We start from the raw sequence: 11,676 nt of genomic DNA, 5'->3' as shown, positions 1-11,676 counted from the left end.
GACTCGACCGACCTCCCAACTGACGCAGCGTTTCGCAATCTCGGTGTCTCAAAAACCACGCCTCGCGACCTCCCGGTCAGAAACGGCATCGAACGCCTCGCAGCGACGGTTTAGCATCGGAGCCATGCTGAATCGTGCCGTGAAGGCTTCTGCCGCACTCGCTGGTATCTCGCTCTCCGTCTCCGTCCTCGCCGGCTGCACTACCGCGCCGGAGACACCGCAAGCAGAGCCCACGGCGACAGAGAAGCCCGTCAAGAGTGAAGTGCCCGAGCCGAGCGCCACACCCGAGGATCCCGACGCATGCAAGGGCGTCGCGCGAATCTCGATCGGCGAAGGGCACGCAAGCGTGACCGGCACCCTCGTCGACAGAGGCGCACGCGAGCTCGCCGCAGGCACAGTGAACCTCGACGATGAGGGCAACATCGTGTCGTACACCGTTGCGCCCGGTGACGCGATGACCGCGATCGGCGACCGGCTGTGCATCTGGAACGCATTGTCGCTCGCGGAGCTGAACCACACGCGGACGATCCATCCCGACCAAGTGCTCAGGCTCAACCCCGACCCGGATGTGTACTGGCTTCCCTACTGCAACCCTGATGACGCGCCTGCTGGCTTCCAGCAGATCCCGTACCAGGCGGCGCTCGAGGCGATGGGCCGGGCAGCTGACGTGGACGACATCGACACCATGCGTGCGATCTGGGCTGACGAGATGTCGGCGATGTTCCTCGACCGGTCGGTCATCGACACCGTCCAGCAGGCCCTCGACGCAGGAGACCCGCACGTGCTGCGCCAGATGTTCTCGTAGAGCGGCTCAGACTCAGCTCAGACTCGCTCGCGCTCGAACATGTCCGAGACCACACCGTCGAGCAACTCTCCCGGGTCCACGTTCAGAGCCTCGGCGATGCGCACGAGCGAGTGCACGTTCATCATCGCGCGTCCCGACTCGTAGCTGCGGATGTTCGACGAGTCGATTCGGCTCGCGACGGCCAGCTGGTCGACCGTCATCGATCGCGCCGTGCGCGAGGCGGTGATGCGCGCGCCGATTTGAGCTGCGGCAGCGGACGGAGTGCGGGGCATGGACCCAGGGTACTCGTACCCGCCCGCTGATGAGCAACGTCGCACCCGGCAACTAGCATCAGGGCATGCCCGGACATCACGCCACTTCATCTCCCGCTTGCGAGGTCACGCCCTCATGCCGCTGACTCTCGCTCCCCTGCTGGTTGACGCCGACATCGACCTGGCTGACGCGATTGTCATTCGCCATGCCCACGTGGACGTTCACGAAGACACCGGCACCCGCGGCATCCGGCCGAACTCCACCTACGAGGAGATCTTCGCCTACACCCGGAACCAGGGCGTGGCAGGCTTCCCGGCTATTCCGCCTCGGTACTGGCTCGTCTTCACCAAGGAGGGCGGGAGCGAAGCGCGCCTGTGGTCGGTGCTGGAGAATCACGGCGAGGTCGACAACGACGGCGTCCGGCGCATCTTCGAACTCACCCAGACAGAGATCATGGCAGACCTGCGTGGCCGGCTCGTGATCGGATGGACGGCGCCGCGAAGCTGGTGGATGAGAGCACGCACCGCCAGCACCTACCCCGTCACCGGCATCGCCGATGCCGAACCCATCCCCTTCCCTGGCTTCGACGAGCTGATCCTCGATCACACAGACCTGCAAGCAGTCATGCGCGAGCCGCGATACGCATCGTGGCGGACCGCACTGGGTTCGGTGAAGGGCGTGTACCTGATCACGGACACCAGTGATGGTCGCCAGTACGTGGGCAAAGCCGACGGTGCGGACAGCATCCGGCAGCGCTGGAGCGCGTACGCGGCGAACGGGCACGGCAGCAACCGCGACCTGAGGGGCCTTGACCCCTCCACGTTCCAGTTCTCCGTGCTTCGAGTGTTCGACCCGGCGACCCCGGAGGCTGTGATCAATGCGGCCGAAAGCCACTACAAGCGCGCGCTCGGCACGCGTCGGCATGGGCTCAACGCGAATTAGTTCGAGCGCACCATCACGCCCGATTCCACGTCGGCAGCGAATACTCGCTCGGCGGCTCCGGGGACCGCGGGAAAGGACAGCCGATCCCAGCACGCGACCGCCGAAGCATGAGGGTTGACCACACCGGTTGACACCAACCAAGCGGTCAGGACCATGCCGTGGGTTCTGGTCGCCGCAAACGGCCGTTGGGATGACGCGCCGCCACGTGCCAGTATGGGGCGGTGCGGATCGTCGGCAGTGTCGCCCTCGCCACCGCAGCGACGCTTATCGGACTTTTTGGCATTCTCATGCTCGGCGCATCCGGCCTCAGCATGGCGGGCCCAGGCCTCACGGTCATCGAGTACTCCGATTCGGACGACAGCGAACGGGCGATCGGTATCGGGATGGGCGTCATCGCGCTTGTGGTCTGGCTCGTACTATCGCTGTCCGCCGTGCTCGTGGGTCTGCGCGGCGGCCACCCGACGCGGGCCCGGCGTGCCACGGTATGGATCGCCGTGGGACTGAGCACGATCCTCGTGCTGGGGGCGCTGATCGCGGTGCTGGCTACGCCGCCTCCCCTCAACGAGTACCCGCTACCGGAGTGGAAACGCGCCTAGCCCGACTGAATGGCGTCTTCGAATCGCAGTCAACCTTGCCGAAAACGATCGTCTTCGGTGCGAAGTGGCCCCGCGGCCCGCTTGGTCGCCGGAAACGTTCGCCACAGACGGGGTGTGAAAGGCGGTCGCGACCGCTCCTAGGCGGCTTGTCGTGTCAATCTCGAGTACATGTACATGTCGCGAGGTTGACCACCAACCCGCTTCCAACTTCGGAGTAGTCCCTCGCGCTCGTATCCCGCCTGTTCAGCCGCACGCCAGGAGCCTTCGTTCCAGGGCTCCACGTACAGCTCGAGGCGATCGAGTTCCTCGAGTGTGAGTGCCCATGACGTCAGGGTCGTCAAGGCGTCCTTCGCCAATCCCCGGCGTCGACGCGAATTGACGATCCAGTAGCCGGCGGTCGCTCGGCCGGGTGCGCCCGGGACGAAGAAGAGTCAAATGTGCCCGATCGCTTTGTCGTCGGAATCGGCGATGGCGAACGCGTAGCCGGCCCGGTCTCGAAGGCGTTCATGCTGTCGCTCGATGAAGGCCAACACTTCCGCCTCATCCGTGGTCGTCGGCACGCTGGTCAGTTTGGGAATAAGGGGGTCACGAGAGGCCTCTACGACGACCGCAGTATCCGAACGTCGCCAAGCCCGAAGCGTAACCTTCTCGCCAGCGAGCGTTGGCAGGGACAGCGGGCCAGAAGTCATCCCCAATAGTGACATGCGGGGTGAGTGGCGCGAGGGGTGCTGAAGCGGAAGGTCGCCGTAAACGATCGTTTCTGGCGGGGCCCATGCCAGGCGCTGGCACGCCCGCCACTAACGTGCGTCATAACCGCCAGCCGGCAAGAGTTTTCGGCTGATCTCGCGGAGCGCACCCGGCCCGTTCGCGGGTTGTGACAGCAACTTGGAGCCCGCACAGCATTGACAGATCAGCGAGCTCGACCATACTGACTCAGTGAGAATCATGATGCGGGCGGCGGCGGCCATTGCTGTGGCAGGTGTCCTCGCATCGGTGACAGCGTGTTCGACAGCGTCCGACCCCGTCGATTCCGCCATGTGGCTACAAGTCGACGCGGCAGAAACGACCATCTACGACGTCCTGACCAGCCCGATGAGCGTGGCGACGCCCGACGAGTTACTCGATCGCCTGTCTGCCGCGGTGAATCATTGGGACGGAAGAGAAGACCCGGACTACTTCGCGGACGACGAGGGCACACCCGTCTTCTACAACTTCCGCGAGGGCGCCCGCGATGAGGACGTCATCGTAGACGTGTTCGTGGCATCGGGAGTGGGTGAGCATTCGTCGCCGAGCAGGGTCTACAGCTGCTATCGGATCGAAGTCTCTTTTGAAGCCGGCGCTCTTCAGGATTTCCATCGCAGCCATGACTACGGCGACGAGCGACTCGCGTGCCCATCGAAGCTCGTGGACGCGCTCGGCTACGGTGCGCAGTATCGAGAGCCTTCCGTGTTCGACGGGTAACGCGGCGCGACACCTACGCGGCTGGTGGAGCTTGAGCAGTAGGCGCGGGAACTTGAGACGGTTTGAGTGTTCCGGTCATGTCCTTAGTACGGGACGATGATGAGGAGCACACCATGAACGAACAGTTGAAGTCGGATCTTGCTTCCGCTGATCCCATTGTGGATCGCGACGACGCGGAAGTAGGTCATCTCGTTCGACGTATCGCTTCGGCCGCCGAGGCCGCGACGAACGCGAAGGGCAGCGCGCGTGTTCCGTGGTGGAAGCGCCGACGGAGTGTCATCCCGCTTGGTGTCGTTGCGCTCGTGGCAGCGACTGGCGCAGCAGTTCTGATCCCCTTGCAGCTCGGCACGGAGGACGGCGCGCAGTTTTCCGTCGACGCGGAGATTCCGATCAACTACACGACTGAGACCGGGGTAGACATTAGCTGTCGATATGGGATCTACTTCGGCGATCCCTCAAATCGAACGGCTGCTGACGAGCGACTGGCCGACTTCGTGAACGACCACGATTGGACGGGTATCGGGCAGCGGATCTACGACGAGGCGATGTCCAATCCGTTTGTCCCTGGCCCCAACGACGATTGGCAAGTCGATACTCAGCAACTCCGCGACAAAGCGTCATTCTCGCAGGCGGCGACGCTGATCTGGATCGAGATTCCGGACGAGTTGATGCGTGAGGGACAACAGTCGGCCAGCACGACGGATTGCAAAGGCCAGCTCCGATGACTCGACGCATTCTGCTCTCACCGCAGACTCGCGATTGGGTCGAAGCCGTCGTTGATGCAAATGCTGACGACCTGCTTCGCTACTTCATGCGCCGAGTGAACCCGCCCGAGGACGCGGCCGACCTGCTCGCGAAGGTCTTCCTTGCGCTCTGGGAGAAGGGCGGCCGGGTACCCACGACCAATGAGGGCGCGAGAATGTGGTGCTTCGGCATCGCGCGCAACGTGCTCCGTGAGCATCGGCGCAACGGGAAGAAAGCGATCGACCTCGCGAGAACCCTGCGTGACTACCTCCACGACGCTCCGAAACACCACAGTTCGGCAGCTGCCACCGCCGAATCGAGGATGCGCGCGAGCGACATTCGTCGCGCGATGACGCTGCTCAACGATCGTGCCAGAGAGCTTCTCATCCTCATCTATTGGGACAACTTCAGCATCGCTGATGCCGCCCGCCTCCTGTCGGTCAACGAATCGACCGCGCGCACCCTCCACGCGCGTGCGCTCAGACGCCTTGAGGTCGCACTGGAAGCCGACGAGACTCTTCCGCCGGTGCAACGGTCCGCGCAGCCGTCGGCGGTGCCGGGCGTCACCCAATAGCGGCAAGCCCTTGTCTTACGCGTCGACCGCGCGCAAATGCGTCGTGCCAGTTGAGCGCTCCGTAAACGATCGTTTTCGGCAGGGAAGAAGATCCCGCGTGGCGACACCCCGACACGCTGCCGAATGGGCTGCCGAAACACCCTGCCGAAACCGAATCCACCGAAACGCTCCCTGGTACGTTTCCGGCAAGGTAAGTGCCGTATCTCACCAGCCGACTGTTTCGCGAGGACGAACGCCCCGGTCCGTGCCTCTCAGTAGAGTCGCCACCATGACCACTCAGCCTTCCGTGCAGGACCTCGCCTCGGCCGCCACCGCCGCGCTCACCGGCGATCGCTGGTCGATCACTGAGGCTCGAGACCATGTGCCGTCCCGGCCGGGCCTGTACGCGATCTACGGCGACGCAGAAGCCTGGTGTGACCTCCAGCTCGAGACACAGCCCGATCAGCCGCTGTACGTCGGCAAGGCCGAGAAGAGCCTGGTCTCACGCGATCTCAACGGGCACTTCGCCACGAACCCGAACTCGACGCCCCGCACAGGCGGCTCCACTGTGCGGCGCTCATTCGCGGCGCTCCTGCGAGATGCTCTCGACCTTCATGCTGTCCCCCGCAACCTCGCCAAGCCGGAGCGCTTCGCCAACTACGCCCTCGCGGCGGGCGGTGACGCACGTCTGAACGAATGGATGCACGCGCGGCTCTCGCTGGCCGTCTGGCCGGCGCCCACTGGCCTGCTCGTGCCACTGGGCGACGTGGAGACCGCGGTCATCGTGCACTTCGAGCCGCCGATCAACCTGGACAAGAACCCCGGCAGGCTCGCCCGCCTCAGTCTTGCTCGTGCCGAGATGGCCGCCGAGGCCGCACGCTGGTTGCCCCGCCCCTGACCGCCATCGCTGAATGCGCCAACGACAGAGCCGCCCCAACATTTCATCAGGGAGGCTATTGTTCGGCGGGTCAGGACATGACGGGCTGCTGATCTTCATCGGCGTATTCGAAGATGTCGCCGACGGAGCACTCGAGCACTTCACAGAGTGCTGCGAGGGTGGTGAACCGCACTGCTCGAGCGCGGTTTTGCCCTCATCGGCGTCGTCGCCGTGCACGTCCGAATCGACTGGTGGTACGGCCCTGCGCAGCCACAGGCGCCTGGCAACGAGCTGCGCCGAAATCGATCGTTCTGGGACGGCAGGATGGCACTCGGGGTGCCTGCCCAAACCTGCTTCAGAACCCTGATTCGGCAGGTTGTTCCGGCTCTGGCCATTCCCATTCGGGAAGAAGATCGTGGAGCCGCGCCGTCCTGCCGTGGCCGAGGAGGACTGTTGTCTCGATGTTGGCCTGATCTATCTGCCTGATGAACTCGCGGCAACGTCCGCAAGGGGCGAGGACAGTCAAGCGCCCTTCTGCGTCCCGCCACACGGCGACGATGCGGGCGATTGCATACTCACCGCTGGTGACCATCGACGCGATAGCGGCGTGCTCGGCGCAGAAGCCAGTCCCGGAACCGGTGTCGATGCACACGCCTACGTGGATCGCGCCGGTAGTCGTTTCGAGCGCAGCAGAGACGTCGCCGAAGAGGCGATCGTCCACGCGATGTGGATTGAGCTTGGACTGAGCCAGCTCGATGAGATCCGCTTTCTCCGTCATCGCTCAAGCGTAGACATGGGTGGTTCAGCGATCCACCCGAGACGATCGTTTGCACCAAGTTGGAGGAGGCTGAGGGCCTCTACGAGGACTTCTATCCATGTGACGCCCTCACCGACCGTGCCGTCGGCATGGTCGAGCGGATCCTCGACGGCGGATTGCCGCAGTGGTCCCCTCGCCCGGACCAATCGATCTCTGACACGACAAGGGGCAGGCACACAGAGGCCCACACTCGCGTATTGCAGGTGGGGGCCTCTGTGCGCGCTGGGCTGGATTCACTCCTGGCTGAGGCGCACCGTCATGGTCGTTCCCATCGCGGTGACCTCGTAGCTGAGCTCGCCGTTCTCGAAGCTGAACGTCTTCGTCGGGTCGCTGGAGGCGAGCATCGCGTTCTCGGTCCTGGTCGTGTCGTTCGCCGAGTCGAACGAGAACGACTCGCCCTCCGCGGGACCTCGACTGTTCCCGCCCGGTAGAGAGCTTCGTGTCGCCGGCGTCAGCGACCCAATAGACCTCGATGGTGCGCCCGGTGATCGTCGCTGCCGGCCAGGTGTTCTCGGGGGCGTTCGAGTTGTTCCGCTTTTCACGCTCCCTCGAGGCTCACCGGCTCAGGCCCGGGTGCCGGCTCTTCTTCCTGTTGCTCCCTTTGTCATTTGCCTCCCCGGGTGACCCCACGCGCTCATCGAGCTCGTCGCGCGACGGCTCCTAGTCACACGGCGCCGTGCCCCACTCGCGAGTGCGGATGGGGCACGGCGGTCGGCCCTCGACGGCTACCCGACCGGACTCGAGGTGAAGATCGTCTTGGAGGACGGGGTTCCTTCCGGGACAAACGGGGCTGATCCGACGTCGACGAGGGGGTCGTCCTCGGTGTGTCTGTTCCAGGGCTCTGGAAGCGCTCGGAGGAGGAACCTCTCGATCTGCACGATGGCTCCGGCTTCAGGATTGATCGTCAGCCGGAATCGTTCGTCTGGTGCCTCGTATACGAGAACCTTGTTCGATGTCACGTCATCTTCGACAGTGATCCCGTCGGCGAGAGCGAGCGCCTCGAGGAATGTTGCCCGGTACTCCGGCGCTGCGACATGGAGCGGAACGGAATGGCTGAGCAGATCCAGCATGAACTCTGCTGCCGGTATCGCGAAATGCTGCTCGATGCTGCGGTATAGACCGTTCGTTTCCGGCTCGCCGTCCATGGGCATGTTCGCGACCTCAGCCTTCTCCGCAATCATCTGCGCTTCCATTCCGCTCTCCCACTCGGCGAGGAAGGCGGCGGGATCAGTGGGGAAGTCGGTGGTGGGGACAGGGAGAGGGTCGTCTCCCTGGCCCGGCCACGTCTCGGTTCTCGTCGCGGGCTCCTCACCGATGGGGTATCCCGAGCCGTAGTACGCGCTCCACGTCTCTCGAACCGCCGACTCGTCGCCGTAGATCTCCGCGGCGTGAAGGTCTGTTTGTGACGTCCAGACGTATGTTCCGTCGGATTCGCTGATGTAGGTGGAGCTTGTCTCCGTGACGACGGCCCCCGTTGCGCCAGTTTGGAAGTCGCCGAAGGGACGAAACTTTTCGTTCGGTCCCCCGACCATGCCCAGGTGCTGCGTCGCGATGGTCAACTCGGTCGGCTGGCCGGTGGCTGAGGCTCGCATGACTGCGGCGGTCTCATTGAGGTAGGTCGATGCCGAAGCGGCCTGCGGCTGGCCCACGGTTCCTGGCGGGACGACGGCGGATGCAGTGATCGCCACAGCCGCGACCGCCGCGCCGGCGACGGAGACACCGACGAATCGTCCGATTGGGCGGCGGCGCTGGGAGCGCGCGATCTCCTGATGGAGTGCCCGCCGCGGCCCCTGTGAGGTGGCCGGATAGGTGGGCTTCATCTCCCTCACGATGTCAAGAATGTCCATGGATGATCTCCTGTTCAGTGAGTCGGATGTGCGTGGTCGCAGGTACAGGCCGGTGCGATGCTTCCGGCGGCGGCGACGGCGGCTGTAATGCCGCGAGCTTGGCCCGGATGCGGCTCAGTCTCGACCGCACCGTGCCTACAGGGATGCGAAGACCTGCCGCAATCTCCTCATACGTGAGGTCTCCCCAGGCATGCAGGAACAAGACGTCCCGATCGCCTGCTGACAATGCGGCGATTCGCGGATAGAGGCGCTCGATCTCTCCTGCGGCGTCCAATTGAGCCGTGGATCGCTCGTGATCATCGGCGGCGACCGTCTCAATCTCAGCGAAGGAGGCCTGAAGGGCACGCCAATGGTGAGCTTGCGCCCGCCGGTGCTGGCTCAGCACGTTCGTTGCGATGCCCATCAACCACGGCAGCGCCGAGGGCTTCGTCTGATCAAAGCGCTTGCGTTTGCGGAAGGCGATCAGAAACGTCTCGCTCACGATATCGTCGCTCGCTGCAGGCCCCACGCGTCGGGCCACGTACGCGGAGACCGCGCCGATATGTCGCTCGAAGATCTCGGAGAATCTCTCCGCCGATGCGATCGAGTCGCGGATGATGTCATTGTCGTTGCTCACAATAGGTATCCGCTTCTCGGGGTCATACGGTTCCATGAATCCAAGGATCAGATGCGCCGAGTTCACAGCACCGGCCCCTCCACGCCCTCAAGAGTCGCCCACGGGCGGGCGGGGAAGGTGCGCTCGAACGCTCATTGGGGCGTCTGCTACCTGCAGCACTTTGCATCGGTCAGAGCCTCGAAGACCGAACGCCAATCAAGCCTCCGGGGCCGGCGATGCTCTATGCCGCAATACCGATAAGGTCATCCGCCGGAGGTCTCCGATTCTGAGGTTCGCGCCTAGCCTCGTGCGAGTTTCTCTGTGCGATGAGGCGCAGCGTACGCCTGACCCCACCGGGTCAGCTCTGCGAGGAGCGGGCCGGTGCTCCGTCCGACGTCGCTGAGTTCGTACTCGACTTTCGGGGGAACCTGCCGATGCACGGTGCGGATGACGAGGCCGTCCTCCTCGAGTTCGCGGAGCTGACGCGTGAGGACGCGCGGGGTCGTGCCCTCAAGGAGCCGACTGAGTTCGCCGAAGCGGAGGATGCCGTGCTCCTCGAGCATCGCCAGAATCGTCGGCTTCCAAGCGCCGCCGATCACGGCGATCGAGACCTCGGCGTCACAGACCGGTGACCAGCTCTTGACGATCCGCTCGGTCTTCTCACGCATCGTGACGCTCCGCTCAGTATCCAGAATGGTAGTACCTGACAAGGTTGTCAGTACTTGTGGTTCTCGTAGGTACTCTAAAGACTGACGTTGTGACCGTCAACACCTCCCCCGCACCCACTCGCTCCTCGCTGCACAGATGGTGGGCGATGCTCCCCCTGCTTCTCGGCATCCTCATCGGTGCACTCGCGATCAGCAGCGTCGCGACGGCCCTGCCGGCGATCCGCAGCGAGCTGCACTTCAGCGACACCGAAGTGCTGTGGCTCGTCGATATCTATTCGCTCACCCTCGCCGCAACGCTGATCCTCGCAGCTCGGATCGGCGATGCGTTCGGACGCAAGCGCATCGTCCTCATCGGTCTGGCCGGCTTCGCGGTGCTCAACGCGATCGGGGGTGTCGCCACGAGCGGTCTCGTGCTGATCATCGTGCGGGCACTCCTCGGCACGGCCGAGGCCTTCGTCATCGCGGGCGTGGTCGCCACGATCGGTGCGCACTACCAGGCCAGGCAACGCGTGCTGGCGTACGGCCTGTGGACGGCGACCTTCGGAGCCGGCAGCGCGCTCGGCCCCGTCGTCGGCGGCTTGCTCGCGGACGGGCCGGGTTGGCGATGGCTTCTGCTGGGCGCGGTGCCGCTCGCCGTGCTGGCTGTGGTCCTGACCGTGTGGCTCGTACCGGATTCTCGGGCTGCCCGCTCGCAGGCGTGGGACGTGCCCAGCATCGTGATGTCGATCGTCGCGCTCGGCGCGCTCGTGTACGCCCTGCATGAGGCGCTTGCATCGCCGCTCGTCGCCGGCGCCGTCGGCGTCGTCGCCGTGATCGGTCTGATCTTCTTCGTGACAAGGCAGCGGCGGCTCGCGGATCCGCTCATCGACGTGGGGCTGTTCGCCGCGCCCGGCTTCAGTACTGCGATATCTCGGATCCTCATCAGCAGCGGCGCGTCGTCGGCATCCGTAGTGCTGATCAGCCTGCACCTCCAAGATGCGAGCGGCATGACCGCGGCCGAAGCCGGACTCATGCTGCTCCCGCAAGCGGCCGCTATCGTCGCAGGCGGGGTGCTCGCGCCGGTGCTGCTGCGAAGGCTGCGCTCGGGCACCGCGACGATGCTCGCGCTCCTGCTGCAGGCCGTCGGACTCGGCATGCTCGCTCTGAACCCCGCCGCCGTGCTCGTGCCGCTGGCGTTCATCGGCCTGGGCTTCGGAGTTGCCGGAACACTCGCGGCGACCACCCTCTTCGACGTGACCACCGTCGACCATGCCGGTCAGGTCGGAGCGATCCAAGAGGTTGGCTTCGCTCTCGGCGGTGGCCTGGGCATCGCTGTGCTCGGCACGATCGCCGCAGTCGTGGAGCCCGGAGGAGTTGTCGCCGCCATCGCGACCGGCGCGGTCATCGTGCTCCTGGCCGCCGCCGCCCCGTACCTCGGGCGTGGCCGAGCCCGGGCGGGCCGAAACAGCGCCTAGGTCCGCGGGGCTCTCCCGCACGCGCACTTCAGTAGTAGCCTGCCACCGGTGCGACGGCCTCATCG

Annotated in this window: 14 protein-coding genes and 2 pseudogenes; 8 read left to right on the top strand and 8 right to left on the bottom strand. The window is 64.8% G+C overall.

From position 1 onward, the window contains the following. Nucleotides 1-124 precede the first annotated feature (124 nt). Nucleotides 125-805, top strand: a complete 681-nt coding sequence (locus ACFCYE_RS17685; protein WP_376180840.1) for a hypothetical protein — start codon at nt 125-127, stop codon at nt 803-805. 17 nt (nt 806-822) lie between these two features. On the opposite strand, the gene ACFCYE_RS17680 is transcribed toward ACFCYE_RS17685, so the two are convergent. Beyond that, nucleotides 823-1,077 (bottom strand): helix-turn-helix domain-containing protein, encoded by a 255-nt coding sequence (locus ACFCYE_RS17680; RefSeq protein WP_376180839.1) that lies wholly within the window; start codon nt 1,075-1,077, stop codon nt 823-825. Nucleotides 1,078-1,270: 193 nt separating this feature from the next. On the opposite strand from ACFCYE_RS17680, the gene ACFCYE_RS17675 reads away from it, so the two are divergent. Together ACFCYE_RS17675 and ACFCYE_RS17670 are read left to right on the top strand one after the other, a co-directional pair. After that, nucleotides 1,271-1,999, top strand: coding sequence for a GIY-YIG nuclease family protein (locus ACFCYE_RS17675; RefSeq protein ID WP_376180838.1), 729 nt, complete (start codon nt 1,271-1,273; stop codon nt 1,997-1,999). Nucleotides 2,000-2,220: 221 nt separating this feature from the next. Then, entirely contained in the window at nt 2,221-2,595 is a 375-nt protein-coding gene (locus ACFCYE_RS17670) for a hypothetical protein (RefSeq protein WP_376180836.1), read from the top strand. A gap of 137 nt (nt 2,596-2,732) precedes the next feature. On the opposite strand, the pseudogene ACFCYE_RS17665 reads toward ACFCYE_RS17670, so the two are convergent. Both ACFCYE_RS17665 and ACFCYE_RS17660 read right to left on the bottom strand, forming a co-directional pair. Beyond that, nucleotides 2,733-2,999 (bottom strand): annotated as a pseudogene (locus ACFCYE_RS17665) (GNAT family N-acetyltransferase); the annotation flags it as partial. A 27-nt stretch (nt 3,000-3,026) separates the two neighbouring features. Next, entirely contained in the window at nt 3,027-3,155 is a 129-nt protein-coding gene (locus ACFCYE_RS17660) for a hypothetical protein (RefSeq protein WP_376180835.1), read from the bottom strand. A gap of 385 nt (nt 3,156-3,540) precedes the next feature. On the opposite strand from ACFCYE_RS17660, the gene ACFCYE_RS17655 reads away from it, so the two are divergent. The 4 genes from ACFCYE_RS17655 (at nt 3,541) to ACFCYE_RS17640 (ending at nt 6,251) form a co-directional block, all read left to right on the top strand. Next, entirely contained in the window at nt 3,541-4,056 is a 516-nt protein-coding gene (locus ACFCYE_RS17655; protein WP_376180833.1) for a hypothetical protein, read from the top strand. Between the two features lie 113 nt (nt 4,057-4,169). Beyond that, entirely contained in the window at nt 4,170-4,781 is a 612-nt protein-coding gene (locus ACFCYE_RS17650; protein WP_376180832.1) for a hypothetical protein, read from the top strand. Then, nucleotides 4,778-5,374, top strand: coding sequence for an RNA polymerase sigma factor (locus tag ACFCYE_RS17645; RefSeq protein ID WP_376180830.1), 597 nt, complete (start codon nt 4,778-4,780; stop codon nt 5,372-5,374). The genes ACFCYE_RS17650 and ACFCYE_RS17645 overlap by 4 nt, the downstream gene beginning before the upstream one ends. Before the next feature lie 268 nt (nt 5,375-5,642). After that, nucleotides 5,643-6,251: a GIY-YIG nuclease family protein gene (locus ACFCYE_RS17640; RefSeq protein WP_376180828.1), complete on the top strand. Its 609-nt coding sequence runs from the start codon at nt 5,643-5,645 to the stop codon at nt 6,249-6,251. 70 nt (nt 6,252-6,321) lie between these two features. Here the strand turns inward: ACFCYE_RS17640 and ACFCYE_RS17635 are convergent. The 5 genes and pseudogenes from ACFCYE_RS17635 to ACFCYE_RS17615 all read right to left on the bottom strand — a co-directional run. Then, a pseudogene (locus ACFCYE_RS17635) lies at nt 6,322-6,429 on the bottom strand (helix-turn-helix domain-containing protein); the annotation flags it as partial. Nucleotides 6,430-6,585: 156 nt separating this feature from the next. Further along, nucleotides 6,586-7,008, bottom strand: coding sequence for a cytidine deaminase (locus ACFCYE_RS17630; protein ID WP_376180826.1), 423 nt, complete (start codon nt 7,006-7,008; stop codon nt 6,586-6,588). A gap of 764 nt (nt 7,009-7,772) precedes the next feature. Next, nucleotides 7,773-8,696 (bottom strand): hypothetical protein, encoded by a 924-nt coding sequence (locus tag ACFCYE_RS17625; protein ID WP_376180824.1) that lies wholly within the window; start codon nt 8,694-8,696, stop codon nt 7,773-7,775. A 184-nt stretch (nt 8,697-8,880) separates the two neighbouring features. Continuing rightward, nucleotides 8,881-9,546: an RNA polymerase sigma factor gene (locus ACFCYE_RS17620; protein ID WP_376180823.1), complete on the bottom strand. Its 666-nt coding sequence runs from the start codon at nt 9,544-9,546 to the stop codon at nt 8,881-8,883. Between the two features lie 242 nt (nt 9,547-9,788). Beyond that, nucleotides 9,789-10,157, bottom strand: coding sequence for a winged helix-turn-helix transcriptional regulator (locus ACFCYE_RS17615; protein ID WP_376180822.1), 369 nt, complete (start codon nt 10,155-10,157; stop codon nt 9,789-9,791). 89 nt (nt 10,158-10,246) lie between these two features. Here ACFCYE_RS17615 and ACFCYE_RS17610 point away from each other — a divergent pair, with 89 nt between their 5' ends. Then, on the top strand, nt 10,247-11,611 hold the full coding sequence (locus ACFCYE_RS17610) for an MFS transporter (protein WP_376180821.1): 1,365 nt from the start codon (nt 10,247-10,249) through the stop codon (nt 11,609-11,611). Nucleotides 11,612-11,676 lie beyond the last annotated feature (65 nt).

The organism is Microbacterium sp. NPDC056234, assembly GCF_042267585.1.
Taxonomy (GTDB): Bacteria; Actinomycetota; Actinomycetes; order Actinomycetales; family Microbacteriaceae; genus Microbacterium.
The sequence above is the reverse complement of the archived record's forward strand: the minus strand, read 5'-3'. Positions and strand labels throughout refer to the sequence as shown.